The organism is Corallococcus sp. CA047B (genome assembly GCF_003612065.1).
GTDB classification, from domain to species: Bacteria; Myxococcota; Myxococcia; order Myxococcales; family Myxococcaceae; genus Corallococcus; species Corallococcus praedator.
This window is the reverse complement of the sequence record NZ_RAWD01000036.1, coordinates 16,586-42,810: the sequence shown is the minus strand read 5'-3', so window position 1 is coordinate 42,810 and position 26,225 is coordinate 16,586. Positions and strand designations below refer to the sequence as shown.

The window sequence follows — 26,225 nt, the reverse complement described above, 5'->3', positions numbered from 1 at the left end:
GCAGGTGGGCGGGCGGGGGCAGCAGCTTCTCCTGGGCCTTGGCGCCCTGCCAGTGGCGCTCCATGTGCTCCAGGGTCGCGCCGCCAAAGGGCACGTCCTCCTCGTTCAGCCGGGCCTCGATGTACTGGAACCGGGTGACGAAGCGGCGCGAGGCCATGCGCAGCGCGTCCTCCGCTGGCGTCTTCACGAAGCGGGCGAGGTTCGCGAGCGAGAACAGGACGTCCCCCAGCTCGTGCTCGATGGCGTCCCGGCCGCCGGACGCGATGGCCTCGTCCAGCTCGCGCAGCTCCTCGTCCAGCTTGCCGCGCACCCCGGCGAGGTCCGGCCAGTCGAAGCCCAGGCGGCTGGCCTTCTCCGTGAGGCGCTCGGCGCGCAGCAGGGAGGGGGCCGCGGTGGGCACGCCGTCCAGCACGGAGCCCGCGCGCCCCGTCTTCTTCTTGCGCTCGTCCGCCTTCAGCTTCGCCCAGTTGGAGAGCACCTGTTCGGCGCCCTTCACCTGCTCGGTCCCGAACACATGCGGGTGTCGGCTGGTGATCTTGTCGCTGATGGCCGCGCAGACGTCCGCCATCGTGAACTCGCCCAGCTCCGCCGCGAGCTGCGCGTGGAAGACGATCTGGAAGAGCAGGTCCCCCAGCTCCTCACACAGGGGGCGCCAGGGGCCACCGTCGGAGACGCGGTCCATCTCGTCCAGGACCTCGAACGCCTCCTCGGTCAGGTAGGGGCGCAGCGAGCGCAGGTCCTGTTCGCGGTCCCAGGGGCAGCCGCCCTCGGCCCGCAGCCGCTGCATGATCCCCACCAGTCGTTCCAGCTCTGATCCAGGCGCCGCCATGCGTTTTTGCTCCCGTGCAGTCCCCCGCCGGGCGCTCCTGTAGCACGGGGGAGCAGGGAGGGGACGGGACACATGATTTCGTGTCGTCCCCGCTGTGGCCTATCATCGCCCGCTCGGATGCTCCGCTCGTTCCTCGGCCTGTGTTGCTGCCTCGTGCTGCTTGTCCCCGCGCGTGCCCCTGCGTTGATGCAGGACGCGCCCACGCGCATCCAGGAAACCTATCTGGAAGATCCGGAGGCCGACCCCGGGGACGGCACCGTCGTCCAGGACGAACCTGAAGCGGAAGAGGACGTGGTCGACGAACCGGATCCGGAGCCCCGGCGGGCTGCGGGCAGGGGCCGCGTCGTCACCCCGCCGCCCAAACCCGTGGTGCCCGCCGCGCCGGTGGAGCCGGAGCCCGTGGTCGTCCCGCCGCGCCCTGGACCCACCCCGGTGATGGCCCCGAAGGTGGTGGACGCGGACCTGCTGGTGGTGTGGGAGCGGTGGAAGCAGGCCCGCGCTCGCAACGACAAGGCCGCCGCGCAGACCGCCCAGCAGGACCTGCTCAAGCTGCGCGAGGAGATCCTCGCCTCGGACCTGGAGCCCCTGAGCGTGGGCTTCCTGCGCGAGGCCGAGGTCCGCCGCCGCGCCGGGGACCTGACGGGGACGCTCGCGCTGCTGGACGTGGCGGTGACGCTGTCGCCGGGCCTGCCCGCGGCGCACTTCGCCCGGGCGGAGGCCTACGCGGTGGAGGATCCGCTCAACCTTCCGCGCTCCCTGGGGGCCTGGAAGACGGCGCTCGTGACGCTGGCGAAGGACGCGCGCTACCGGCGGCCGGCGCTCACGGACCTGGGCGCGGTGGCGCTCGCGGCGTGGGCGGCCACGGCGGTGGCGGTGGTGGCCGTGCTCTTCCTGCGCCGGATCCGCTACGCGCTGCATGACTTCCACCACCTGTTCCCCCGGGCGGTGGCGCGCTGGCAGTCGGGGCTGCTGGGGCTGCTGCTCCTGGCGCTGCCCGCGGTGCTGGGCGTGGGGCTGGTGCCGCACCTGCTGCTGCTCTTCGCCGTGGTGGCGCTGTACCTCGGCCGCGCCGAGCGGTGGGTGGCGGCGGTGCTGATCATGGGCCTGGGCGTGATGCCGCTCGCCGCCGGAGCGCTGGTGCGCTTCACCGTCTTCGCCGGCACGCCCGCGGAGGACGTCTACCTGCTGGAGCGCGGCGGCCTGTCCGCGGACGGCGCCGCGGCGCGGGTGCGTGCGCGCGCCGAGGCCCGGACGGCCCGCTTCCAGGAGCTGGGCGCGCTCGCCTTCTACGAATCGCGCCGCGGCCTGCTGGAGGAGGCGAGGGCGGACTTCAAGGCCGCCTCCGCCCTGCGCGGCGGGGACGCGCGGCTGCTCACGCGCTTCGGCAACGTGCTGGTGGGCCTGGGGGACGCGGAGGGCGCGCTGCCCCTCTACAACCAGGCCGCGCAGGCGGACCCCCGGATGGCGGCGCCGCACTACAACCTGGCCCAGGTGTACCGGCGCCGGGCCCGGCAGGTGCCCGACGAACAGCTGAGCAAGGAGCTGGAGCGCGCCACCTCGGCGAGCGCCACCGCGCAGTCGCTGGACGACTCGCTCCTTCGCCGTGAGCCGCCCCCGGAGGACCGCCCGCTGCTCAACCTGCTGCTGCTGTCGCCGCCGGTGCCGGAGCGCGACTGGATGGACCTGGCGGATGGCGCGGCGGAAGGCGAGCGCGTGGAGGCCCAGGTGGGCCGGTGGCTGTCGCGCGCGCTGCCGCAGGGCCCGGTGGGCTGGGTGCTGACGGCGGGCCTCGCGGCGCTCCTGGCCCTGGTGGGCGAGGCGGGCTCGCGGATGAAGGCGTCGCGCGACTGCGACCGCTGTGGCCGGGCGGTGTGCCAGCGCTGTGACAAGGACCTGGGCGTGGGCAGCACGATGTGCGGCCAGTGCGTCCACGTCTATGCGCGAAAAAGCCAGGTGCCCAGGGAGGTCCGCTCACGCAAGCAACAGGAGGTGGACCGCCACCAGGCCTGGACGAAGCGGGTGACGTACGCGCTGGGCGGACTGGTGTCCGGCGCGGGCCACGTCATCGCGGGCCTGCCGGTGCGGGGCGCCCTCTACGCGTTCGTGTTCAGCTTCTCCCTGGCAGCGCTGGTGCTCCACCGGGGCCTCGTGCGCACCCCATACGGAGACGCGCCGCTGTACCTCAAGCTCGTGCCCGCGGGCCTCGTGCTCTTCTTCGTCTACCTGCTGACGCTGCGCGGCCTGCGCCGGCTCCAGCGAGGGGAGGCCTGATCCATGTCCCTCAAGGGCACCCTCAAGGATTTCGGCATCGGCGACATCCTGCAACTCATCGGGCAGCAGCAGAAGACGGGCACGCTCCACTTCCGCGACAAGGACCAGGAGGTGCGTGTCGGCTTCCAGGACGGCCACATCATCAAGGCCGAGGGCCTCACCCGGAAGCGCAAGGAGCTCATCGGCGCCATGCTGGTGCGCGCGGAGATCATCACCGAGACCCAGTTGGAGGCGGCGCTGGAGGTGCAGAAGCGCACCCTCAAGCGGCTGGGGGACGTGCTGGTGACCAGCCATGCGCTCACCGCCGAGCGCTTCCAGCAGATGGCCCAGCTCCAGGTGACGGAGACGCTCTACCGCCTCTTCACCTGGAAGGCGGGCACCTACGAGTTCATCCAGGAGCCGGTGGAGCCGGGCCCCGAAGGCATCACCCCGCTGCGCGCGGAGACGGTGCTGATGGAGGGCTTCCGGATGGTGGACGAGTGGCCCGTCATCCGGAAGCGCATCCACCGCGACGACATGACCTTCGAGCGCGTCAAGGCGCTGCCCGTGCCCCGCCCGAACGCCGACGAGGGCGGGGAGCTGGGCGCCATCGGGCCCTCGGAGCGTCACGTCTACGAGGAGATCGCCCAGGGCAGGGATCTGCGCAAGCTGGTGGACCTGTGCTGCCTGGGCGAGTTCGAGACCTGCAAGGCGCTCTACAACCTGGTCAAGGGCGACTACGTGCGCGTCATCGACCTGGAAGGGCGCGCCCCCGTCCCCGAGGACACCCGCCTCGTCGCCCGGGTGGCGGGCCCGGTGGGCCGCGTCCTGGTGACCATGGCGGTCCTCGCGGCCCTGGCCTTCATCGCCTCCCGGTGGGTGGGCGGAGGGCAGGAGGCCGGCGCCACCGTCCTGGGCGATCCCGCCGCCCAGCGTCAGATTGCGCAGGCGCAGCGCGTCCGCATCGAAGCCGCGCTGGAAGTGTTCCATCTGGAGAAGGGAACCCTGCCGGAACGGCTGGATGCATTGGTGGATGCCGGATTGTTGGCCCCGGAAGAGCTGCGCTACCCCTGGCGGGAGCCGTACTATTACCGTCGGCTGGCCGCTCGGCAGTTCATCCTCCTGCCGCCCGTGCGCTAGCCTGCTTTCATGAGGTCGTCCTGGAGGTCCACCGGGCACCGGTGGGGGGGCGGCGTTAAGTTGTCGGCGAGCGACCACTGAACGAGGAACGACGCGCATTGCGAAACCCCGCCACGCTGGAAGTGCCCGCTGCTCGCGCAGAATCCACTCCCACCTCCGCCAAGGTGGACGTCCGTGACAACGAGACGACCCTGGCCCTGTGCGGAAATCAGAACGAGAACCTCAAGCTGATGGAGCGGCGCCTGGGCGTCCGGGTGGGGCAGCGCGGTACGGAGCTGCTCCTGTCGGGCCCCGCGGACGCCGTCGCCTTCGCGGTGCGCCTCGTGGAGAACCTCGAGGAGATGATCCGCGCCGGCCGCACCGTCTACCGTGAGGACGTGGAGCAGGCCATCAAGGTCCTGGGCCGCGGCACGGAGTCGCTCCAGGAGGTCATGCTCGGCACGGTCCTCAAGAGCACCGGCAACCGGCAGATCGCCCCCAAGAGCATCGCCCAGAAGCGCTACGTGGACGCCATCCGCGCCCACGACATCGTCTTCGGCGTGGGCCCCGCCGGCACCGGCAAGACGTACCTCGCCATGGCCATGGCGGTCGCCTTCCTCCAGGAGCGCAAGGTCAAGCGCATCATCCTGGCGCGCCCCGCCGTGGAGGCCGGTGAGAAGCTCGGCTTCCTGCCTGGCGACATGGCGGAGAAGGTGAACCCCTACCTGCGCCCGCTCTACGACGCACTGCACGACATGATGGCCGTGGAGCGCGCCCAGACGCTGGTGGAGCAGGGGGTGGTGGAGGTGGCGCCGCTCGCGTTCATGCGCGGCCGCACCCTCAACGACGCCTTCGTCATCCTCGACGAGGCGCAGAACACCACCGTGGAGCAGATGAAGATGTTCCTCACCCGCCTGGGCTACAACAGCAAGGCGGTCATCACCGGTGACGTGACGCAGGTGGACCTGCCCACGGGCAAGATGTCCGGCCTGCACCACGCACGCTCGGTGCTCAAGAACATCGACGGCATCCACTTCTCGGAGTTCTCCGACGTGGACGTCGTGCGCCACCCGCTGGTGCAGGAAGTCATCCGCGCCTACGAGCGCTCGGAGAACGCCCAGAAGCAGGCGCACTCCGCCCGCGAAGCACCGTCCGGCGGTTCCCAGGAGTGACGTTCCGCCTCCACCCCCGCTCCCAGGCTTGCGCCGGGGCGGGGGTCGAGGCGCTGGATGGCCTACATCCCGGCCTGTTCGCCCACTGTCATTTTTTGCAGAGCGAACTGGCGTCCGGGCGGCGGCTGTCCCACCCTCACGAATTTTCCGCGTCGCTGCTGCCTTCTATGGAGCCTTTGACGCCTTTCCAGGGTGAGGAGTCCCCCCATGGCCGAGCCTGAATCACCTGCCCCCGAGCCCAGTCCGCTGGACGCGCTCGCGGTGCGCCTGGGACTCGGACGTGGGGATTGGGGCCGGCGCATCGTCCAGGGTCTATTGCTGCTGGTGGTGTCGGTGGGCGCGGGCTTCGTCATCTCCCCGGGCCTCTACAGCCAGCAGATCCCCGCGCTGACGGAAGACAACCTGGGCAAGCCCTTCCGGGCCAACTCGCCCGCCGGTTTCAAGGCCGCGCGCGACTACGACATCGTGCATCAGGCCATGACGCAGCAGCGCCGCCGTGAGGCCCGCAGCGCGGTGCGCCCGGTGTACGACCTGAATCCCGCCGTGGTGGGCAACCTGCGCGCCTCCGTGCGCGCCGCCTTCGCCACCGCCCGCGAGCACCTGGCGGAGGAGAAGGAGGCCCGCGCGGAGGAAGCCACGCCGGAGGAGGGCACCACCAGGCGCCGCCGTCCCGCGCCCCCCACCCCCGAGGCCCTGGAGCGCCAGCGCCGCGACCGCGAGGAGATGCAGGCCCAGTTCCAGGAGCAGCTCTTCGGCCAGCGGGACGCGGGCCTGGAGGGCGAGGACTTCCAGGCGCTCGTCGCCAACGGCTTCTCCGAGGAGTCGGAGGCCGCCACGCTGGTGCTGCTCGACCGCGCCTACCGCGCCGACCGGGGCCAGGTGTACGTGGCCAGCTCGCGCGACGAGCTGGTGCGCGAGGCCCCCCAGGGCCTCACCGTGCGCGACGTGCAGCACAAGAACGAGGATTCGCTGCCCGCCGCCGCCTCGCAGGTGGTGGACATGCGGGAGGCGCACCAGGAGCTGGACAGGTTCGCCTCCGTGCCGGGCAACGTGCTGCCGGAGTCCCCCGCCGTCCAGCGCCGGGCCGTGCTGCGCATCGCCAAGCGGCTGGTGCGCCCCAGCCTGACCATCAACATCGCGGAGACGGACCTGCGTCGCAGGCTCGCGGGCGACGCGGTGAAGGACGCGGTCATCTCCATCAAGAAGGGCCAGCGCGTCATCGGCGACGGAGAGCTCGTCAATGAAACGCACCTGGTGATGCTGCGCGGCATGCGCGCGCAGACGGACCGGTTGGATCTCCTGCAGCTCCAGGTGGGCGGCACGGGCCTGGTGTCGCTGCTGGTGGTGGCCTTCTACGGCTTCTGCCGCGCGGCCTTCCGGCGCTTCCGTCCCACGCGCAAGGACGGCGTGCTCCTGGGCCTGTTGCTGGTGGGCCTGCTGGGCCTGCTCCAGGTCTGGGTGTCCATCGCGGACGCGGTGCAGGACCGCTACACGGCGCTGCCCATCGAGGCCTTCTATTACGCCTTCCCGGTGGCGGCGGGCGCGATGCTGGTGCGCTTCATCCTCACGCAAGAGCTGGCGCTCTTCTTCGCCATGGTGTTCGCGTGCCTCGCGGGCGTGATGCTGGGCAACTCGCTGGCGTTCGGCATCTACACGCTGGTGGGCTCGCTGGTGGCGGCGGACCGCATCGTCAAGGCGAAGGACCGCGTGGGCATCTTCCGCGCGGGCCTCATCACCGGCATCGCCAACCTCGTGGCCGTGCTCTTCCTGTTCCTCGTGGAGGGCAAGGGCCTGGCGGGCGACACCCTCGTCACCGCGGTGTGCGCCTTCTTCGGCACGGCGGTGGCGGTGCCCGTGATGGTGATGGCGCTGACGCCGCTCATCGAGGCCACGTTCGGCTACGCGTCGGACATCAAGCTCCTGGAACTGGCGAACCTGAACCACCCGGCGCTCAAGGAGCTCATCGTCCAGGCGCCCGGCACGTACCACCACTCCATCATCATCGGGACGCTGGTGGAGAACGCGGCGGAGACCATCGGCGCGAACCCGCTGCTGGCGCGCTCGTGCGCGTACTACCACGACATCGGCAAGGGTCGGAATCCGCTCTACTTCGGGGAGAACCAGAAGGGGGAGAACCGGCACGACGGGCTCGCGCCCGCGATGAGCGCGGTCATCATCAAGCGCCACGTGACGGAAGGGCTGGAGATGGCCCGGCAGTACCGCCTGCCCAAGCTGGTGGCGGACGCCATCCCCCAGCACCACGGCACGCGCACGGTGGGCTTCTTCTTCCACAAGGCCCTCAAGGAGCAGGAGGGCAAGGAAGGCGCGCCGCCCATCGACGAGAGCATCTACCGCTACCCGGGCCCGAAGCCCCAGTTCCGCGAGGCGGCGCTGGTGATGATCGCCGACGCGGTGGAGGCCTCCACGCGCTCCATGCCGGACCCCACCAGCGCGAAGCTCCACGCCCAGGTGCAGAAGATCATCAACATCATCTTCTCCGAGGGCCAGCTCGACGAGTGTGACTTGACGCTCAAGGACCTGAACCTCATCTCTCAGTCCTTCCTGCACACGCTGGAAGGCATCTACCACACGCGTCCGGTGTACCCGGCGGGTGCGATGGGTGGGGGCAAGTCCGGCTCGCCGCTGATGATGGCGCCAGCCCCGGTGAAGCCCGAGTCGAAGGACACGAAGGTGAGAACGGCGGGCATGTCATGAGCCGCAAGGTGGAGGGCGTGAAGCTTCGCAAGGGCAAGGTGATTCCCCGGGACGACGGCAAGCGCATCGAGGAGTTCGTCGGCGCGGCCAGCACGGAGACGGAGTCCGCGTCGGTGGCGCGCATGCGGGCCCCCCCGGGATGGAGCGAACCCGCGCAGACGCCGGAGTTCGACGAGGTGGTGCTCGTGCTCACGGGCGAGCTCACCATCCTCGTGGACGGCAAGCGCGAGCGCATCGGCGCGGGCGAGGTGGGCCTCGTGCCGCGCGGCAAGCGCGTCGTGTACCGCAACGACTCGCAGGGCGCGTGCGACTACTGGTCCATCTGCGCGCCGGCGTTCCGCGTGGAGCTTGCGCACATCGAGAAGCCGGAGCCCAAGCCCAAGGCGCAGGACAACCAGGTGACGGTGCAGGTGGCGCACGGGCAGGGCGAGGACTACGAGCGCCTGCTCACCACCTGGAGCCGCGACTACCTGAAGCAGCTGGGGCTCACCAACTGCGAGCTGTCGCTGTCGCTCGTGGGGGACCGGGCCATCCGCCGGCTCAACCGCACCTGGCGCCAGAAGGACAAGGCCACGGACGTGCTGTCCTTCCCCGCGGGAGACCAGCCCAAGGGGACGCCGGGGCCGCGCCCGCTGGGCGACGTGGTCATCTCCATCGACACGGCGAAGCGGCAGGCGAAGGAGTACGGCCGCACGCTGGAGTCGGAGATGGGCCGCTACCTCGCGCATGGCCTGTTGCACCTCTTGGGGCACGACCACGAGAAGCCGCGCGACGCCAAGCGCATGGCGGCCCTGGAGGAGCAGCTCCTGGGCGAGCGCGGGATGGTGGCGGACTCGCTGACCATCGACTCGCGGGCCCGCCGGGCCAAGCTCATCTGAAGCCCGCTCCGGGGCCTTCCAGGGCCCCGGGGCTTCCCTCGGGCGTCCGACACCCCTGCGTCCCCGCCGTTGAGTCGGGGGCGGTGCGTGATAGGTAGTTGGGGCCCGCCTTCCGCGTGTTGGATGGAACGATGCCCCGCCTGTCGTCTCTCACCACCGTCTGCCTGCTTGGCCTGCTCCTCCTGACGTCTCCCGCGCGCGCCGCCTCGGTGCCGCCGTGGGGCACGGGCGAGAGCCGGGGCGAGGACCTGTCCATCTGGCTGGTGACGTTCAGCCCCGGTGACGACGTCTTCGCGTGGTGGGGCCACGGCTCGCTGGTGGTGGAGGACCGCGCGCGGCAGATGCAGCGCCTCTACAACTACGGGATGTACTCGTTCGACGACGAGACCCTGGTGCGCTTCGCCAAGGGCCGCCTGGAGTTCTGGGTGGGCGAGTCGAGCGTGAACGGCACCTTCCGCCTCTACAAGTCGCTGGGGCGCGACGTGCGCGTGCAGGAGCTGAACCTCACGCCGGAGCAGCGCGTGAAGGTGGCGAAGCGGCTGGCGGACAACGTGCTGCCGGAGAACCGCGAGTACCTGTACGAGCACTACAGCGACAACTGCGTGACGCGCCTGCGCGACATGATCGACTCGGCCGTGGGCGGCCGCCTGAGCGAGGCGGAGCGGGCCCCGGCGCGCATGAACCTGCGCGAGCACACGCGGCGCTACACGGCGGTGAATCCGCCCATGAGCCTGCTGCTCGACTTCATGATGAACGACTCCATCGACAAGCCCATCACCCGCCGCGAGGAGGCCTTCCTCCCGGACGAGCTGGAGCAGCAGGTGGCGGAGCTGAAGGTGCCCGGCGCGGACGGACAGCCGGTGTCGCTGGTGGAGAAGCAGTGGGACTACTACGCGTCGTCGCGTCCCCGCCCGCCGGCCACGCCGCCGAACTTCGGTCCGTGGATCTTCGCCCTGGGAGTCCTCCTGGGCGCCAGCGCGCTGGGGCTCGCCGCGTGGGAGCGCCGGGGCAGCCGCGCGGCGCGCATCCTCCTGGGCGTGGAGAACATGGTGGTGGGGCTGGTGCTGGGCATCCCGGGGCTCGCGTTGGTGGTGATGTGGATTGGCACCGACCACGTGGTGACGCACCACAACGAGAACCTCTTCCTCGCGAACCCTGTGACGCTGCTGGCGGTGCCGTACGGCCTGCGCCTGACGTGGAACAGCGTGAAGGCGCGGGCGCGGCTCAAGTGGGTGTGGGGCTTCCTCGCGGCCACGGGCGCGCTGGGCGTGGTGCTGAAGGTGCTGCCCTGGTTCGACCAGGACAACTGGCGCCTCATCGCGCTCATCCTGCCCATCTCGCTGGGCATGGCCGGGGCCTTCTGGCTGGACCGGCTGCGCGCCCGTGTGGCGGTCAGGGAACCCGCCGCCACCCGTGAGGGCGCGCAGGTGCCTTCACTCAAGGCCTCCTGAAGCAGCACGACTTTTTCCAAGAAGCTCCCAACACGAAGGACGACGAACACCATGGCGAACGATTCGATGGAGCAGATCCACGCCCTGAAGGAGCGCCTCAACGCGCTCCGGGGGCATCTTTGACCTGGACCGCAAGCGGTCCCGCATCGCGCTGATTGAACGTGAATCCACGCAGCCCGGCTTCTGGGACGACAACACCAAGGCCCAGGGGCTGTTGAAGGAGAAGTCCACGCTGGAGGCCAACGTGGGCGCCTTCGACAAGACGATGCGCGGGCTGGACGACGCGCAGACGCTGCTGGAGCTGGCGGCGGAGATGAACGACGAGGCGAGCGCGCAGGAGGCGGAAGGCTCGCTCGTGGCGCTGGAGGCGGAGGTCGCGAAGCTGGAGCTGGCGCGGATGCTCTCCGGCCCGCAGGACCACAGCAACTGCTTCATGGACATCAACCCGGGCGCGGGCGGCACGGACTCCATGGACTGGGCCGCCATGCTCATGCGCATGTACACGCGCTACGGCGAGACGAAGGGCTGGAAGGTCGAGATCAGCGACGCGTTGCCGGGCGAAGAGGCGGGCTTCAAGAACGTCTCGCTGCGCATCGAGGGCGAGAACGCCTACGGCTACCTCAAGGCGGAAGTGGGCGTGCACCGGCTCGTGCGCATCAGCCCCTTCGACGCCAACGCGCGCCGGCAGACGGCCTTCGCGTCCGTGGACGTGTACCCGGAGGTCGACGACAGCATTCAAATCGATCTGCCGGAGAAGGACTACGAGCTGAAGTTCATCCGCGGCAGTGGCGCGGGTGGCCAGAAGGTCAACAAGACGTCGTCCACGGCGCAGCTGCGGCACCTGCCCACGGGCATCATGATCACCTGCCAGACGGAGCGCTCGCAGTCGGCCAACAAGGACATGGCCTTCCAGATCCTGCGCGGCCGCCTGTACGAGCTGGAGATGAAGAAGCGCGATGCCGAGCGCGACGCGGCCGAGGCGGCCAAGAAGGACATCTCCTTCGGCTCGCAGATCCGCAGCTACGTGCTGGCGCCGTACCGCATGGTCAAGGACCTGCGCACCGGCATCGAGACGGGCAACGTGGACAAGGTGCTGGACGGGGACCTGGATGAGTTCGTCACCGCGCAGCTGCTGGGCGTGAAGAACCCGAACCGGAACGCCTCCGCGGACTAGCCCCCCGTCCTTTCGGACTGGAAAGCTTCCACCCCTCCACCGGCGAGCATGCGCCGGGGAGGGGTTTTTTCGTGTCCGGGAACCTTTTCCGCGGGCCGGTGTCAGGGGGCAGGGCAGGGTGGTGCGGTAGGATGCGTCAGGGGCCCTTCTTCCGGTGACGGAGGGGGCCACGGCTTTGGAGGCACGGGTGGCATCGGGCGGAGTGCTCGAAGTCGGACAGCAGGCCCTGGCCAGCGCGGCCGTCCCGGACGTGCGCCGTGAGGAGCAGGCGCTGCTCGTCCGGCTGCGTCGGGGCGACCCGGGGGCCTTCGAGGAACTGGTGCGCGAGCACCAGGACCGGCTCTACGACTTCTGCTTCCGCATGGTGGGTGACCGCGAGGAGGCCCACGACCTGGTGCAGGAAATCTTTGTCAGCGTGCACCAGAACGTGCGCCGCTTCCGCGAGGACGCGCGCCTGTCCACGTGGCTGTTCCGCATCACCAAGAACCACTGCCTCAACCGGCTGAAGTACCTGCAGCGCCGGGGGCGGGGCCGCTCGGACGAATACGACGAGACGAGCGCCGCGGCCATCGCCGAGGGCGGCGGCGCGCCCCCGCAGCCGGATGCCGCCCTGGACGCCGCGCGCGAGCGGGCGCGGGTGCAGCGGGCCATCTCCCAGTTGGAGCCGGATGCGCGCATGCTGGTGGCGCTGCGCGACATCGAAGGCCTGAGCTACGAAGAGATCGTGGACATCACCGAGCTGCCCGAGGGGACCGTGAAGAGCCGGCTCCACCGGGCGCGCGAGAAGCTGGCGGACCTGCTGGGGCGGTTCGAACCATGAGCGGCCTGCAGCGGAGAGGAACGGACGTGGAACCGCGATTGGATCACCGTGAGGCGAGGGCCCTGTTCCTGGCGTTCGCCGACGAGGAGCTGCCCGCCCCCCAGGCCCAGGCCGTGCAGAGCCACCTGGACGACTGCGTGGAGTGCCGCCAGGGGTGGGACCGGTACGCACGCACGGTGCAACGCGTGCGCACCATGGAGCGGGAGAAGGCCCCGCCAGCGCTCGCGTCGCTGGTCGCCGGCCGCGTCCGCCGGCAGCGCAGGTTCGGCCTGCGCGGGCTGCACCTGGCCCATGCGAATCACCGCTTTCCCGTGGAAGTGCTCATCCCGCTGCTGCTGGCCGCGGCGGTGGGCGCATTTCTTTTGATGTCCTCTTGAGGCCCGCCACCCTCTGGGGAGGCAACCTCCGTCGTGCGCCATCCGCCGTGATGCGTTGCGTCCCGGGGGCCGCTTGGCTAGCGTGCCGCGCCTTTCTGGAAAGCGCGTCATGGCCGAGACCGATAACAAGACCCCCCCTGGTGTGAAGAGCGGTGAAGCGGCGGATCTCGGCTCCAACGTGGAGCAGGAGATCTACCAGCAGCGGTTGGACAAGGCCGAAAAGTGGCGCGCCGCGGGCTTCAACCCGTACGGCAACGGCTACCGCCCCCAGCATCAGGCGGCGGAGATCCTCGCGAAGCACGACACGCACTCCACCGAGGACTTGGAGAAGGATCCGCCCGTCTACGACGTCGCCGGCCGCATCGTGGCCATGCGCTCGTTCGGCAAGGCCGCGTTCATCAAGCTGCGCGACCGTTCCGGCGAAATCCAGGTGCACGTCAAGAAGGACGCGCTGGGGGACCTCTACGAGGTCTTCAAGCTGTGCGACCTGGGTGACTTCGTCGCGGCCCAGGGCCCGCTGTTCCGCAGCAAGACGGGCGAGCTGACGCTGTCCGCCGCGAAGTTCGTGCCGCTCACGAAGACGCTGCGCCCCATGCCGGAGAAGTGGCACGGCCTGACGGACGTGGAGATCCGCTACCGCCAGCGCTACCTGGACCTCATCTCCAACCCGGACGTGAAGCAGGTCTTCCTGAAGCGCAGCAAGCTGGTGAAGTTCATCCGGAACTTCCTCGACGGGCGCGACTTCGTCGAGGTGGAGACGCCGATGATGCACCCGCTGGTGACGGGCGCGGCCGCGCGGCCCTTCATCACGCACCACAACACCTTCGACATCGACCTCTACATGCGCATCGCGCCCGAGCTCTATTTGAAGAGGCTCGTGGTGGGCGGCATGGATCGCGTCTACGAGATCAACCGCAACTTCCGCAACGAAGGCATCAGCACCCGGCACAACCCCGAGTTCACGATGCTGGAGTTCTATCAGGCGTACGCCACGTACGAGGACCTGATGGACCTCACCGAGGAGATGCTCACCGGGGCCTCCCGCCACCTCACCGGCGACACCAAGGTGAAGTACGGCGAGCACACGGTGGACTTCGGCCAGGGCTGGAAGCGCATCCCCATGACGGAGGCCATCCGCGAAGTCGTCCCCGGCCTGTCCGACAAGGACATGGTGGACGCGGACCGGCTGCGTCACGAACTGCTCAAGACGTCCCACGCGGAGTCGGAGCGCCGCGCGGTGGAGAACATGAACCACGGCGAGCTCGTGGGCGCCCTGTTCGAGCACCACGTCGAGCACACGCTGATTCATCCCACCTTCATCACCCAGTATCCCACCGCCGTCTCGCCGCTGGCCCGCCGCAACGACCAGAACCCGGAAATCACGGACAGGTTCGAACTCTTCGTCGCCGGCCGGGAAATCGCCAACGCCTTCTCCGAATTGAACGACCCGCTGGACCAGAAGGGCCGCTTCCAGGCCCAACTGGACGCGAAGCAGCGGGGCCAGGAGGAGACGATGGACTACGACGAGGACTACATCCGCGCCCTGGAACACGGTATGCCCCCCACGGCGGGCGAAGGCATCGGGATTGATCGCGTCGCCATGTTGTTCACGGACGCCGCCAGCATCCGCGACGTGATTCTCTTCCCCCTCCTCAAGCCGCTGGCGAAGTAGCCACGAGGCCTCGTGCACCCCGCCGAACGGCAGACCGACTATCGCTGGCCCCTCCTGTGGGCCGGCGCCCTCGTGGCCCTTGTGGGGGCCGCGCTCCTGGGCGTGGCCATCTCCGAATCCGAGGCGTGGGCCGAGGTGGCCGGCGCGCTGGGCCTCTCCCTCGTCGGGTGGGGCGGGCTCGTGCAGTGCTTCGACGCCGGGGCGCTCGCCCTGGGCCCCAACCCCGCGGGGGCCATCGCCGGCCCCAAGATGCTGGTGGCCGGGACGCTCGTCTGGCTGGCGGGCTGGGGACTGGTGGCCGCGGGCATCCGCCGCGCCCCGGCCTCCACCGAAGGCCCCAGTCCGGCCGCCGGTTCGACCCTGTATCCGCGCCTGGCGCGCTACCGGGACTTCTACTGGAGCACGCTGGGCGCCTACGGCGGCGGCATCCTGCTGGCCGAACTGGTGATGCTGCTGCTCCAGACGGTGCTCTCCAGCGGCGGGCCCTCCGAACTGGGGGGCGTGACGCCGCGTGAGCCCGGCGGGGGCGCGAGCCTCGCGCCCACCCTCGCGTTCGCCATCGCGCTCGTCGTGGGCGCGGGCGTGGCCTTCGCGTCGGGCTTCGTGGGGGCTTCCCGGGCCCAGCGGCTGTCGCTGCCCGAGGCCACCATCGGCGTCTTCTACCTGGGCCTGCCCATCCCCATCCTCCTGTCGCTGATGGAGCGGGTGCCGTCGCTCCAGCTCGCGCTGGGCTACCGGCTGCGGGAGGTGACGTACGTCGCGGGGCTGCTGGGCCGGCCGGAGCTGGGGTACTGGCTCGTCTTCGCCGCGCTGGTGCTGGCCCTGGTGCTGGGCATCAACACGGGCTTCATCGCCGCGGGCAGCGGCCGGGTGGACCTGCGGCTGGGCTTCGAGCTCTTCGTCGCCCGGCGCCACGTGGCGGTGTTCCGCCCGTCGCTGCTCCTGGGCGCGCTCGCGGTGCTGATGTTCGGCATCATCCCGCCGCTCATCATCTACTTCATCATCCGCGGTGCGGAAGCCGCCGTGGAGCGCACGCGCGTGAAGTCCCTGGGCCTGGCGGATCCGCTGGCCGCCGCGGCCGCGCAGCACCGGATGAAGCTGCACGAACAGTCCCCCACCATGATGATGACCGCGCTGTCGGTGGGCGGCGTGGGCGTGGGTGTGATGGCGCTCATCATCGTGCTCAGCGTGATGAGCGGCTTCGAGGCCGACCTCCAGCAGAAGATCCTGGGCACCAACGCGCACGCGGTGGTGTCCAAGTACGCCGGGGAACTCCCTGAGTACTCCAAGGTGATGGAGCAGGTGAAGCGCGTGCCCGGCGTCGTGGGCCAGACGCCCTTCATCATCAACCAGGTGATGATCGCGTCGGAGGGCAACGTAGACGGCGTCATCATCAAGGGCATCGACCCGCACTCGGTGGGCTCGGTGACGGACCTGCCGCAGAACATCCTGCCCGGCGGAGACCTGGGCCACCTGGAGCAGCCGGGGAAGATCCTCCCCAGCCGCGCGGTGGAGGACGACGAGGACGCGAAGCCGAAGGACGAGGAGGACCCCATCATCGGCAAGGCCTCCGCGCCCGCGAAGCCCACGGTGCTGCCGGGCATCATCGTCGGCCGTGAGCTGGCCGCGTCGCTGCGCGTGGTGGTGGGCGACCGGGTGAACGTCGTGTCACCGCTCGGCACGGAGCTGAGCCCCTCGGGTCCCATCCCCAAGAGCCGCGCGTTCCGGGTGGCGGGCGTCTTCTACTCGGGCATGTACGAGTACGACTCCAAGTTCGTCTACATCCTGCTCAAGGAAGCGCAGGACTTCTTCAACGTGAAGGGCGCGACCGGCATCGAACTGAAGGTGGCGGACATCGACGACGCCCGGCGCATCTCCAACCAGGTGGTGCGCGTGCTGGGCGGCTATCCGTACCGCGCGCGCGACTGGGGGGAGATGAACAAGAACCTCTTCTCCGCGCTGCGCCTGGAGAAGCTGGTGATGGGCATCATCCTGTCCATCATCATCATCGTCGCCGCGGGCCTCATCGTCGCCACGGTCATCATGCTGGTGCTGGAGAAGCGCAAGGAGATCTCCGTCCTCAAGGCGCTGGGTGTCCCGGACGGCGGCATCGTGAAGATCTTCCTCGCCGAAGGCCTCCAGATTGGCGTGGCCGGGGGCCTGCTGGGCCTGTTCTCCGGGCTCGCGTGGTGCCTCTTCATCGAGAAGGTCGGCATCAAGTTGGACCCGGAGGTGTATTACATCCCCGCGCTGCCGGTGCGCATCGAACCGGTGCAGACGGCACTGGCGGTGGTCATCGCGGTGCTCGTCACCTACCTGGCGTCCATCTACCCGGCCCTCAAGGCGAGCAGCGTGGAACCGGTCGAAGGTCTGAAGGCGGAGTAGCCATGGCGCTGTTGTCCATCCGCAACGTCTTCAAGAGCTACTTCCTGCACGGCAAGCGCATTGACATCCTGCGCGCCGTGTCGCTGGACATCCACGCCGGGGAGCTGATCTCCATGGTGGGCGCGTCCGGCGCGGGCAAGAGCACCTTCCTGCACGTGCTGGGCACGCTGGACGCCCCGGCCGCCGGTGAGGTGCTCTTCGAGGGTCGCTCCGTCTTCTCCATGAACGACGCGGAGATCGCCGAGTTCAGAAACCGCACCATCGGCTTCGTCTTCCAGAGCCACTACCTCCTGCCGGAGTTCACCGCGCTGGAGAACGTGGCCATGCCCGCCCTCATCCAGCGCCGGGAGCGCGCCGGGGCCTACACCTACGCCCGGGAGCTCCTGGAGCGCGTGGGCCTGGGCAGCCGCGTGGATCACCGCCCCGGGGAGCTGTCCGGCGGCGAGGCCCAGCGCGTGGCGCTCGCGCGGGCCCTGGTGCTCAAGCCCGCGGTGCTCCTCGCGGACGAACCCACCGGCAACCTGGACCCCACCACGGGCGAGGGCATCCACCAGCTGCTCCGGGACGTCAACCGGGACCTGGGGATTACCGCCGTCATCGTGACGCACAACGAGACGCTCGCCCGCTCCATGCCCCGCCGACTGCGGCTGGCCGGCGGGCAGGTGTCGGAGGCCTGATGGCCGCTCGCTTTTGGATTGAGGGGCCCTTGCCCCATCCCGTAGATTGCCCCGCCTTTTCCTGGCCGGACTGCACTTGAGGCTCACCGTTCTGCGCAAGTCATTGCCCCCGCTGCTGGCGGTCGCCCTGTGGGCGCTCTGGTCCGCTCCTGCCCACGCCCAGCTGGACGTGGACGCGGGCTCGCCGGCCATCGTTCCGCCGTCCACGTCCGCCGCCACCCCCGTCGCCGCTCCGGACGCGGGCACCGAACCCGGTCTCGACGCCCCCCTCGCCAATGCGCCGGAGGAGGACGCCAACGTCTCCGCCGCGGACCGCGTGGTGGAGGTCCGCGTCGAGGGCAACCGCCGCGTGGAGGCCGAGGCCGTCCGCCGCGCCCTGCGCACCAAGGTCGGCGACGCCATCGCCGGCCCCCGCACCGCGGAGGACCTGCGCGCCGTCTGGGCCCTGGGCTACTTCTCGGACGTGCAGCTGCTGCTGCAGCGGCTGCCCAACGGCATCGCCTACGTGGTGCGCGTCGTGGAGCGCCCCACCATCCGTACGGTGCAGTTGCAGGGCAACGAGGAGCTCAGCGCGGACGACCTGAAGGAACAGCTGGAACTCAAGCCCGGCACCATCCTCGACATCGAGGCCGTGCGCGCGACGCAGAAGAAGATCCAGGAGAAGTACGTCGAAAAGGGCTACTTCCTCGCGGAGGTGACGTACCGCCTGGACCCGGTGGAGCAGGGCGCCGCGGTCAACGTCGTCTACGTCATCAACGAGCACTCGAAGGTGATGGTGAAGCAGATCAACCTCCTGGGCGCGGAGAAGGTCTCTCCGGAAGAGCTCAAGGCGGTGATGATCACCCGCGAGGGCGGCTTCCTGTCCTTCTTCACCGGCGAGGGCACGTACCGGGAAGAGGCCTTCCAGCGCGACCTGGCGGTCATCCAGATCGCCTACTACGACCGCGGCTTCATCAACGTGCGCGTGGACAAGCCCACCGTGCAGCTGTCCGCGGACAAGCGCGACATCTACATCACCCTGCACATCGTCGAAGGCGAAGCCTACGACATCGGGAAGATCGACTTCGCGGGGGACCTGGAGCGTCCGCCGGAGGAGCTGGCGAAGCTGATGAAGTCGCGTCCCAAGGAGCGCTTCAACCGGGGCCAGCTCTCCACGGACATCTCCGCCATCTCCGACGTGTACTTCGACAAGGGGTACGCCTACGCCAACATCAACCCCGTCACGTCCGTCAACGCCGAGGACAAGACGGTGGACCTCACCTTCGACATCCAGAAGGGGCCGCTCGTCAACATCGAGCGCATCGACGTCGTCGGCAACAACAAGACCCGTGACAAGGTCATCCGCCGCGAGCTGCGCGTCTACGAAGGCGAGCTCTACAACGGCACCCAGGTGCGCCGCAGCCGCGAGCGCGTCACCGCGCTGGGCTTCTTCGAGACGGTGGAGATCACCCAGCACCCGGGCGGCTCCGACAACGCCATCGTGTTGCAGGTGGAGGTGAAGGAGAAGGCCACCGGCACCTTCCAGGTGGGCCTGGGCTTCTCCAACGTGGAGAACTTCATCTTCACGGCCCAGGTGTCGCAGAACAACTTCCTCGGCTGGGGCCAGAGCGTCTCCGCGTCCGCCCAGATTTCCGGCCTGCGCTCGCTCGTGCAGCTGTCGTTCTACGACCCGTACTTCCTGGACACGAACTACCTCTTGTCCGCGGAGTTCTTCCGCGTGCAGGCGGACTACGAGGGCTTCATCCGCAACTCCACGGGCGGCACCGTGTCCCTGGGCCGGCAGCTCGTGGACGACGTGCTGGCCACCATCGGCTACACGCGTGAGTACGTGGACGTGCAGGCGGGGCAGGGCATTGGCGCGGTGCTGCTCGCCAACCAGTTCCAGTCCGGCACCACCAGCGCGCTGCGCCTGTCCGTGCAGTTCGACCGGCGCGACAACCGCCTCTTCCCGTCGCGCGGCTTCATCCACTACGGCTCGGTGGAGACGGCCCCGTCCTTCCTGGGCGGCACGTTCCTCTTCAACCGGTACACCGCCTATTCGCGCCTGTACTTCCCGCTGCCCCTGGGCTTCGTCTTCAAGACCAACGCCACCATGGGCTACGTGCAGCAGCTGGACTCCAGCAAGCCGCTGCCCATCAGCGAGCTGTACTACGTGGGCGGCATCAACACGATCCGCGGCTACTACCTGCGCAGCATCAGCCCCACGCTCCTGGTGCCCCGCGCGGACAACCCGGACGCCAACGTCACCGAGTTCCGGGTGGGCGGCAACAAGCAGCTCATCTTCAACTTCGAGCTGGAGTTCCCCATCTTCGAGAAGGCCGGCCTGCGCGGCGTGCTCTTCTACGACGCGGGCAATGCCTTCGGCTCCAACGAGAAGTTCTTCGAGGACCGGCAGGACAAGCTGCCCCTCGGGCTCTTCCACTCGGCGGGCTTCGGCTTCCGCTGGTTCTCGCCCATCGGGCCCCTGCGGTTTGAGTGGGGAATCCCGCTGACCAAGCGGCCGTCGGATGACCCCATCCTGTTCGAGTTCACGATCGGTAACTTCTTCTGATAGGCACTGACCCTGGCTTCCCCGGCCATCCCACCTCCTCAAGAAGTGGGAGTGAACAGGCCGGGGGGGTGGACGTCGGAGTCTGCAGCACCCTTTTCGAGGAGCCGTAACCCATGTCGCTTCGAAGCACCCTGGCGGCCGCCGCCACTGTCCTGTCGCTTGCCCTTCCGGTTGCCGCTTCGGCCGCCGACCTCAAGGTGGCCTACGTCGACCTGCAGCGCGTGCTGCTGGAGGTGGATGACGGAAAGGCCGCCAAGCAGCGCCTGCAGAAGTGGCTGGAGGCGCGCCAGAAGGAGATCGACGGCGAGCAGGAGACGCTCCGCAAGGAGAAGGAGCTCCTCGACAAGCAGGCTTCCGCGATGAGCGAGGCCACGCGCACCCAGAAGGCCACGGAGCTCCAGAAGAAGGTCATGGAGCTGGCGCAGAAGTACGAGCGCAGCCGCGCGGAAGCCGCGAACAAGGAGCGCCAGGAGATGGAGCCCATCATCTCCCGCATCGACCAGGTCATCGCGACCATCGCGGAGCGGGACGGCCTGGGCTTCGTGCTGGACAAGCGCGACTCCGGCATCGTCTTCGCGCTGGGCCAGTACGACATCTCCAACGAGGTCGTGCGCAGCTACAACAACACCAAGAAGCCCGCGCCGGTGGCCAAGGACGCCCCGGTCAAGAAGTAGGCGACAAGGAAACCGCCCCCGTGCCCTTCGCACCTTCCGCGCACCGGCTGGGGGACATCGCCGCCCACGTCCGGGGTGAACTCCTCGGCGACCCCGGACTGCTCGTCCACGGCCTGAACGGGCTGGAGGAAGCAGTCCCCGGGGACGTGTCGTTCTACGGCAATCCCCGCTACCGCAAGCAGTTCGAGGCCACCCGCGCCTCGGCCGTGCTGGTGGGGATGGACACGCAGGCCCGCGACGGCGTGGCGCTGGTGCGGGTGCACAACCCGCATCTGGCGTACGCGAAGCTGCTGGCCCTGTTCCACCCGGCCGCCCGGCCGGAAGCCGGCATCCACCCGTCCGCCCACGTCCATCCGGAGGCCACGGTGCACCCGGAGGCCACGGTGCGCGCCGGGGCGGTGGTGGAGAAGGGCGCCCACGTCGGTGCCCGCACGGTGCTGCACCCCGGCGCCTACGTGGGCGAGGACGCGCGCGTGGGCGACGACTGCGTGCTCTACCCCCACGCCACGGTGCGCGAGCGCTGCGTGGTGGGCTCGCGCGTCATCCTCCACGCCTCGTCGGTGGTGGGTGCGGACGGCTTCGGCTTCGCGTTCAACGCCGAAGGCGAGGACGGGCCGGAGCACTTCAAGATTCCCCAGGTGGGCATCGTCCGCATCGAGGACGACGTCGAAGTGGGGGCCTGCACCTGCATCGATCGCGCGACGGTGGGCGAAACGGTGGTGGGGCGGGGGACGAAGCTCGACAATCTCGTGCAGATCGCCCACAACGTGCGCGTGGGTCCGCTGGCGCTCATCTGCGCGCAGGCGGGCGTGTCGGGTTCGGCGGAGGTGGGCACCGGCGTGGTGCTGGCGGGGCAGGTGGGCGTGGTGGGCCACATCCGCGTGGGAGACCTGGCCAAGGTGGGCGCGCAGTCGGGTGTCGCCCATGACGTTGCGGACGGGCAGATCGTCAGCGGCAGTCCCGCCATCCCCCACCGCGACTGGCTGCGCGCCAGTGCCGCGTCCGGGCAGATGGCGGACCTGCTCAAGGAAGTGCGCGCCCTGCGCCGCAGGGTGGAGATGCTCGAGAAGGAGAAGGGCGGATGATGGACATCAGCGAGATCCAGAGCCTGCTGCCGCACCGCTACCCGTTCCTCCTGGTGGACCGGGTGGTGGAGATCGTGCCGGGCCAGAAGCTCACGGCGTACAAGAACGTCACCATCAACGAGCCCTTCTTCAACGGCCACTTCCCGGGCCACCCCGTCATGCCGGGCGTGCTGATTCTCGAAGCGCTCGCCCAGGCGACGGCCATCCTTGCGTACAAGACGGAGAGCATGGATCCGTCGCGGCTGGTGACGTACCTGATGGGCGTGGACAACGCGCGCTTCCGCAAGCCGGTGGTTCCCGGCGACCGGCTCCAGCTGGACATCGAGGTCATCCGTCACAAGGGCGCCATCTGGAAGACCAAGGGCCTGGCGACGGTGGATGGTGTGAAGGTGGCGGAAGGGGAGTTCCTCGCCACGGTGGTGGACAAGAACAAGGCCGCCAAGGGCGACGAGGGCGCGGCGTCATAGGCGCGACGCGCTGCTGAGGAGAGAAGGACATGGCGCAGGTTCATCCCACCGCGGTCGTCCATCCGGGGGCCCGCCTCCACGACACCGTCGTCGTGGGGCCGTTCTCGGTCATCGGTGAGCACGTCGTCATCGGCGCGGGCTCGCGCATCGGGCCGCACGTCGTCATCGAGGGTCGCACGACGCTCGGTGAGCGCAACCACCTCTTCCAGTTCTGCTCGGTGGGCGCCGCGCCCCAGGACTTGAAGTACGCGGGCGAGGACACCGAGCTCATCATCGGCGACGACAACCAGATCCGTGAGTTCGTCACGGTGAACCTGGGCACGGTGTCGGGCGGCGGGGCCACGCGCCTGGGCCACCGCAACCTGCTGCTGGCCAACAGCCACATCGCGCACGACTGCGAAGTGGGCAACGAGATCCTCCTCGCCAACGGCGCCGCGCTCGCGGGCCACGTGGTGGTGGAGGACTCGGTGAAGATCTCCGGCCTCGTGGCGGTGCACCAGTTCACCCGGCTGGGTCGCTACGCGTTCATCTCCGGCGGCTCCATGGTCACCATGGACGTGCCCCCGTACTGCACGGTGCAGGGGGACCGGGCCACGCTCGTGGGCCTCAACACCGTGGGCCTGGAGCGCGGCGGCTTCACCGAGGAGCAGATTGGCCGCGTGAAGGAGGCCTACCGCATCCTCTTCCGCTCCAAGCTGGGGCTCCAGGACGCGCTCGCGCAGCTGCGCGGTGAGCTGTCCAGCCATCCGGAAGTCGAGCACCTGGTGAAGTTCGTGGAACAGAGCAAGCGCGGCGTGACGCGCTAGGCGCACGCTTCACGGGACGCAAAGGGGAACGGGTGGAGCGCATCGGGCTCATCGCGGGCAACGGCCAGCTTCCCTTCCTCTTCGCGCGCGCGGCCCGTGCGCGCGGCCTGGACGTCGTGGTGGCCGCGCACCGGGGGGAGACGGACCCGGCGCTCGAAGCGGAGGTGGGCCACTTCTCCTGGGTGCGTGTCGGTCAGGTGGACCGCATCCAGAAGGTGTTCCGCCAGGCGGGTGTCACCCAGGCGGCCATGGCGGGTGGCATCGGCCGCGTGAAGGCCCTCTCCGACGCCCGGCCGGACCTGGGCGCGGTGCGGATCATCTCGCGCCTGCGCAGCTTCCGGGACGACGCGCTCCTGCGCGCGGTGGCCGCGGACTTCGAGGCGCGCGGCATCACCATCATCGCGCCCACGGACTTCCTGGGAGAGGTGCTGTGCCCGGAGGGCCTGCTGGCCGGTCCCGCGCTCAAGCCCGCGCAGGAGAAGGACGTCGCCCTGGGCCGCGAGGTGGCGGTGCTGCTGGGGCAGGCGGACGTGGGCCAGACGGTGGTGGTGCGCGACGGCCACGTGCTCGCGCTGGAGGCCGTGGAGGGCACCGACGAGACCATCCGCCGGGGCGCGAAGCTGGGCGGCCCGGGCGCGGTGGTGGTGAAGCGCTGCAAGCCGGAGCAGGACCTGCGCTTCGACCTGCCCGCCGTGGGGCCGCGCACCCTGGAGGTCATGGACGAAGTCGGAGCCCGGGTGCTGGCGCTGGAGGTAGGGCGCACGGTGCTGTTGGACGCACCCGCGCTCTTCGCGGGCGCCACCGCGCGGGGCATCTCCCTGGTGGGCGTGAGGTAGGTCCGCCGTCCCCGGGCAGGACGCCCGCGCATCGGGCTGGTCCGGGCCGGGGCGTTGGGCCTAGCGTTCGGGAATCCGTCCCCCCGGGCTGGAGTTGCCTTCCCACCTCCCCCCGCGACGCCGAGGCTGACGCCGCCCATGTCCGTTCGACTCCTACCTTCCGTGGTCCTGTTGTCAGCGCTGGTGGGCCTGCCGGTGCCCGCGTTCGCGGAGGCCATCCGGGTGTCCCTGGAGGGCCGGGCGGCGCTGGGTGAAGGCGTCCCCACGCTGCTCGTCCACATCGAGGAGCCCATCACCGGCTTCGAGGTGAAGCTCAAGCGCAGTGACGGCAAGACGGTGGAGCTCAAGGGGGGCGGCAAGCCGGGCGTCACCCGGCGGCTCGCGCTGGAGCAGCCGGAGGGGAAGTTCCACTACGAGGGCGAGCTCACGGTGCAGTTTCCGCCAGGGGCCGAGCCCGGCACCATGCCGCTGTCCTTCGACACGGAGCTGTACGGCCCGCTGAAGCTGGAGATTCGCCGCGAGGACGTGGACGTGGCCGCGCGCAAGGTGCGCTTCACGCTGTCCCGGCCCGCGGCGAAGACGGAAGTCACCGTGTTGATGGACACCGGCAAGAACGCCTTCGCGGGTGACGTGGACTTCAAGGGCGCGCCCGCGGGCACGCCGCTGGAGGTGAAGTGGCTGCCGGCGGAGGGCAAGGTGATGCGCATCAGCCTGCGCGCCTTCGACACCTCCAACTACTACACGGGCGTGGACCTCTTCCCCTGGCAGGTGGATGTGCCACACGAGGAAGTGGGCTTTGCCTCGGGCCGCTCGGACATCCCCCCGGCGGAGAAGGGCAAGCTGGAGTCGTCCTACAAATCCGTCTCCGAGGCGTTGAATAAGTACGGCCGCTGGGCGTCGCTGCGCCTGTACGTGCTCGGGCACACCGACACGGTGGGCGCGGCGGAGGACAACCGGGAGCTGTCGCTCAAGCGGGCGAAGAGCATCGCCGCCTGGTTCCGGCAGCGCGGCCTGAAGGTGCCGGTGTTCTACGAAGGCTTCGGAGAGCAGGCCCCGGCGGTGTCCACGCCGGACGAGACGGCGGAGGCGGGCAACCGTCGCGCCGAGTACATCATCGCGGTGGAGGATCCGGCGTTGGCGAACGCTCCCTTCACCCCTCGCTGGCGCAAGCCATGAGGTGTCACATGGTGGGATTTCCTGGCGGCATCCGGTGCCTGATCACGGTGGCGGGACTGGGGCTCGTGGGCGCGGCGGGCTGTGTGAAGACCGTTCCGCATGCGCAGCGCGTGGAGGCGGAGGGCGACAAGTGCACGCTCCTCCAGGCGCTGATGCGGCAGCCCGCGCCCGCCCAGGCCGTCCAGCAGTTCGTCGCGGAGGGCAAGGAGGCGAAGGCTCCCGTCGTCGTCTACGTGCGCCATCCGGAGGAGGCCACGCTGGAGCGCTTCTTCACCGGGGACGCGCAGTGCGCGGACGACTCGTTCAAGGTGGTGCAGGAGAACGTCGTGGACGCGGTGGTGGTGTACCTGCAGGAGGTGCAGGGCGGCTACGCGTACGACGCCCAGCGCTCCAGCCCGGAGCACCTCACCATGGACGGCCGCCCCCAGGGCACCGTGCGCAAGGACGGCACGGTGTGGGTGGCGGGCGCGGACGTCATTTGAGCAGGTCCTTCGCCCCGTCCGCGATGAACTGCACGGCGATGGCGGCGAGGATGAGCCCGGACACGCGCTCCAGGATGGCGACGCCGGACTGACGCAGCACCCGCTGCACCAGGCTGGACGCACGCAGGATGAAGTAGCTCGCCCCGAAGGTGAGCACCACGGCGGCCACCACCGGCAGGGCGGACACGAAGGACGTCCCGCTGCGCGCCATCAGCACCATGGCGGTGGCGATGGCGCCCGGGCCCGCCAGCAGGGGAATCGCCAGCGGGACGATGGCCACGTCCTCCTTCACCGCGCCCTCCTCCTCCTCGGTGGGGCTGGTGCGCGTGGAGGACGGCCGGGCGCGCAGCATGTCCAGCGAGGTGATGAGCAGCAGGATGCCGCCCGCGACGCGGAAGGCGCCCAGCGACACCGCGAACACCTGGAAGATGACGCGGCCGAAGAGGGCGAAGAACAGCATCAGGCCGCACGCCACCAGACAGGCGCGCAGCGCGGTGCTGCGGATCTGCTGCTTGGTGTCTCCGGCCGTCATCGCCAGGAACAGCGGCACGACGCCAATCGGGTCCACCACGAAGAAGATGGCGGACAGCGACACGAGGAACGTGGACACCATGCTGGACGTCGTCATG

General features: G+C 69.6%; 22 protein-coding genes. 20 read left to right on the top strand and 2 right to left on the bottom strand.

The features are described from left to right. A partial coding sequence (mazG, locus tag D7X74_RS09150) for a nucleoside triphosphate pyrophosphohydrolase (protein ID WP_120532545.1) occupies nucleotides 1-829 on the bottom strand: 829 nt, incomplete at its 3' end. A 117-nt stretch (nucleotides 830-946) separates the two neighbouring features. Here mazG and D7X74_RS09145 point away from each other — a divergent pair. The 20 genes from D7X74_RS09145 to D7X74_RS09050 all read left to right on the top strand — a co-directional run bounded on the left by D7X74_RS09145 (nucleotide 947) and on the right by D7X74_RS09050 (nucleotide 25,596). Continuing rightward, nucleotides 947-3,100: a tetratricopeptide repeat protein gene (locus D7X74_RS09145; RefSeq protein ID WP_120532541.1), complete on the top strand. Its 2,154-nt coding sequence runs from the start codon at nucleotides 947-949 to the stop codon at nucleotides 3,098-3,100. Nucleotides 3,101-3,103: 3 nt separating this feature from the next. Further along, nucleotides 3,104-4,219, top strand: coding sequence for a DUF4388 domain-containing protein (locus D7X74_RS09140; protein ID WP_120532540.1), 1,116 nt, complete (start codon nucleotides 3,104-3,106; stop codon nucleotides 4,217-4,219). A gap of 98 nt (nucleotides 4,220-4,317) precedes the next feature. Next, nucleotides 4,318-5,370 (top strand): PhoH family protein, encoded by a 1,053-nt coding sequence (locus tag D7X74_RS09135; protein WP_120532539.1) that lies wholly within the window; start codon nucleotides 4,318-4,320, stop codon nucleotides 5,368-5,370. Nucleotides 5,371-5,577: 207 nt separating this feature from the next. Continuing rightward, nucleotides 5,578-8,085: an HD family phosphohydrolase gene (locus D7X74_RS09130; RefSeq protein ID WP_120532538.1), complete on the top strand. Its 2,508-nt coding sequence runs from the start codon at nucleotides 5,578-5,580 to the stop codon at nucleotides 8,083-8,085. Continuing rightward, nucleotides 8,082-8,963, top strand: coding sequence for an rRNA maturation RNase YbeY (gene ybeY / locus D7X74_RS09125; RefSeq protein ID WP_199732800.1), 882 nt, complete (start codon nucleotides 8,082-8,084; stop codon nucleotides 8,961-8,963). Before D7X74_RS09130 ends, ybeY begins: the two co-directional genes overlap by 4 nt. 131 nt (nucleotides 8,964-9,094) lie before the next feature. Continuing rightward, on the top strand, nucleotides 9,095-10,414 hold the full coding sequence (locus D7X74_RS09120; RefSeq protein WP_120532537.1) for a DUF4105 domain-containing protein: 1,320 nt from the start codon (nucleotides 9,095-9,097) through the stop codon (nucleotides 10,412-10,414). A 51-nt stretch (nucleotides 10,415-10,465) separates the two neighbouring features. Next, nucleotides 10,466-11,588 (top strand): peptide chain release factor 2 gene (gene prfB, locus D7X74_RS09115; protein ID WP_233595611.1). Its coding sequence is split into 2 segments (ribosomal slippage): nucleotides 10,466-10,534 and nucleotides 10,536-11,588, totalling 1,122 coding nucleotides; the frame shifts between segments, so codons are not numbered across the junction. 187 nt (nucleotides 11,589-11,775) lie between these two features. Next, the gene (locus D7X74_RS09110) at nucleotides 11,776-12,408 is read left to right on the top strand and encodes an RNA polymerase sigma factor (RefSeq protein WP_120532536.1); all 633 of its coding nucleotides are present in this window, start codon (nucleotides 11,776-11,778) and stop codon (nucleotides 12,406-12,408) included. Further along, nucleotides 12,405-12,785 carry an anti-sigma factor gene (locus D7X74_RS09105; RefSeq protein ID WP_120532535.1) on the top strand — a complete coding sequence of 127 codons (381 nt, stop codon included), beginning with the start codon at nucleotides 12,405-12,407 and terminating at the stop codon, nucleotides 12,783-12,785. Before D7X74_RS09110 ends, D7X74_RS09105 begins: the two co-directional genes overlap by 4 nt. A 109-nt stretch (nucleotides 12,786-12,894) precedes the next feature. Beyond that, entirely contained in the window at nucleotides 12,895-14,457 is a 1,563-nt protein-coding gene (gene lysS / locus D7X74_RS09100) for a lysine--tRNA ligase (protein WP_120532534.1), read from the top strand. 12 nt (nucleotides 14,458-14,469) lie between these two features. Continuing rightward, nucleotides 14,470-16,842 (top strand): ABC transporter permease, encoded by a 2,373-nt coding sequence (locus D7X74_RS09095; protein WP_120532533.1) that lies wholly within the window; start codon nucleotides 14,470-14,472, stop codon nucleotides 16,840-16,842. 2 nt (nucleotides 16,843-16,844) lie between these two features. Then, nucleotides 16,845-17,519 (top strand): ABC transporter ATP-binding protein, encoded by a 675-nt coding sequence (locus tag D7X74_RS09090; protein ID WP_120532532.1) that lies wholly within the window; start codon nucleotides 16,845-16,847, stop codon nucleotides 17,517-17,519. Between the two features lie 76 nt (nucleotides 17,520-17,595). Continuing rightward, nucleotides 17,596-20,070 (top strand): outer membrane protein assembly factor BamA, encoded by a 2,475-nt coding sequence (bamA, locus tag D7X74_RS09085; protein WP_233595612.1) that lies wholly within the window; start codon nucleotides 17,596-17,598, stop codon nucleotides 20,068-20,070. Between the two features lie 113 nt (nucleotides 20,071-20,183). After that, nucleotides 20,184-20,744 carry an OmpH family outer membrane protein gene (locus tag D7X74_RS09080; RefSeq protein ID WP_120532530.1) on the top strand — a complete coding sequence of 187 codons (561 nt, stop codon included), beginning with the start codon at nucleotides 20,184-20,186 and terminating at the stop codon, nucleotides 20,742-20,744. Nucleotides 20,745-20,764: 20 nt separating this feature from the next. After that, nucleotides 20,765-21,829, top strand: coding sequence for a UDP-3-O-(3-hydroxymyristoyl)glucosamine N-acyltransferase (gene lpxD / locus D7X74_RS09075; protein ID WP_120532529.1), 1,065 nt, complete (start codon nucleotides 20,765-20,767; stop codon nucleotides 21,827-21,829). Next, on the top strand, nucleotides 21,826-22,296 hold the full coding sequence (gene fabZ / locus D7X74_RS09070; RefSeq protein WP_208734529.1) for a 3-hydroxyacyl-ACP dehydratase FabZ: 471 nt from the start codon (nucleotides 21,826-21,828) through the stop codon (nucleotides 22,294-22,296). Before lpxD ends, fabZ begins: the two co-directional genes overlap by 4 nt. Before the next feature lie 29 nt (nucleotides 22,297-22,325). Further along, entirely contained in the window at nucleotides 22,326-23,102 is a 777-nt protein-coding gene (gene lpxA, locus D7X74_RS09065; RefSeq protein ID WP_120532528.1) for an acyl-ACP--UDP-N-acetylglucosamine O-acyltransferase, read from the top strand. Between the two features lie 32 nt (nucleotides 23,103-23,134). Next, complete coding sequence (locus D7X74_RS09060; protein WP_120532527.1) at nucleotides 23,135-23,938, top strand: LpxI family protein; 804 nt, start codon at nucleotides 23,135-23,137, stop codon at nucleotides 23,936-23,938. Between the two features lie 138 nt (nucleotides 23,939-24,076). Next, entirely contained in the window at nucleotides 24,077-25,114 is a 1,038-nt protein-coding gene (locus D7X74_RS09055; RefSeq protein ID WP_120532526.1) for an OmpA family protein, read from the top strand. A gap of 8 nt (nucleotides 25,115-25,122) precedes the next feature. Then, nucleotides 25,123-25,596, top strand: coding sequence for a hypothetical protein (locus D7X74_RS09050; RefSeq protein WP_120532525.1), 474 nt, complete (start codon nucleotides 25,123-25,125; stop codon nucleotides 25,594-25,596). On the opposite strand, the gene D7X74_RS09045 is transcribed toward D7X74_RS09050, so the two are convergent. Beyond that, nucleotides 25,589-26,224: a MarC family protein gene (locus D7X74_RS09045; RefSeq protein WP_120532524.1), complete on the bottom strand. Its 636-nt coding sequence runs from the start codon at nucleotides 26,222-26,224 to the stop codon at nucleotides 25,589-25,591. The genes D7X74_RS09050 and D7X74_RS09045 overlap by 8 nt on opposite strands. Nucleotide 26,225 lies beyond the last annotated feature (1 nt).

What these genes read in the sequence shown, in the direction of transcription:
- D7X74_RS09105 (WP_120532535.1), top strand. Translation starts at nt 12,405, where the DNA reads ATGAGCGGCCTGCAGCGGAGAGGAACGGACGTGGAACCGCGATTGGAT.
- D7X74_RS09120 (WP_120532537.1), top strand. Translation starts at nt 9,095, where the DNA reads ATGCCCCGCCTGTCGTCTCTCACCACCGTCTGCCTGCTTGGCCTGCTC.
- ybeY (WP_199732800.1), top strand. Translation starts at nt 8,082, where the DNA reads ATGAGCCGCAAGGTGGAGGGCGTGAAGCTTCGCAAGGGCAAGGTGATT.
- D7X74_RS09090 (WP_120532532.1), top strand. Translation starts at nt 16,845, where the DNA reads ATGGCGCTGTTGTCCATCCGCAACGTCTTCAAGAGCTACTTCCTGCAC.
- D7X74_RS09045 (WP_120532524.1), bottom strand. Translation starts at nt 26,224, where the DNA reads ATGACGACGTCCAGCATGGTGTCCACGTTCCTCGTGTCGCTGTCCGCC.
- D7X74_RS09140 (WP_120532540.1), top strand. Translation starts at nt 3,104, where the DNA reads ATGTCCCTCAAGGGCACCCTCAAGGATTTCGGCATCGGCGACATCCTG.
- D7X74_RS09050 (WP_120532525.1), top strand. Translation starts at nt 25,123, where the DNA reads ATGGTGGGATTTCCTGGCGGCATCCGGTGCCTGATCACGGTGGCGGGA.
- lpxA (WP_120532528.1), top strand. Translation starts at nt 22,326, where the DNA reads ATGGCGCAGGTTCATCCCACCGCGGTCGTCCATCCGGGGGCCCGCCTC.
- D7X74_RS09130 (WP_120532538.1), top strand. Translation starts at nt 5,578, where the DNA reads ATGGCCGAGCCTGAATCACCTGCCCCCGAGCCCAGTCCGCTGGACGCG.
- D7X74_RS09055 (WP_120532526.1), top strand. Translation starts at nt 24,077, where the DNA reads ATGTCCGTTCGACTCCTACCTTCCGTGGTCCTGTTGTCAGCGCTGGTG.
- D7X74_RS09080 (WP_120532530.1), top strand. Translation starts at nt 20,184, where the DNA reads ATGTCGCTTCGAAGCACCCTGGCGGCCGCCGCCACTGTCCTGTCGCTT.
- D7X74_RS09145 (WP_120532541.1), top strand. Translation starts at nt 947, where the DNA reads ATGCTCCGCTCGTTCCTCGGCCTGTGTTGCTGCCTCGTGCTGCTTGTC.
- lysS (WP_120532534.1), top strand. Translation starts at nt 12,895, where the DNA reads ATGGCCGAGACCGATAACAAGACCCCCCCTGGTGTGAAGAGCGGTGAA.
- fabZ (WP_208734529.1), top strand. Translation starts at nt 21,826, where the DNA reads ATGATGGACATCAGCGAGATCCAGAGCCTGCTGCCGCACCGCTACCCG.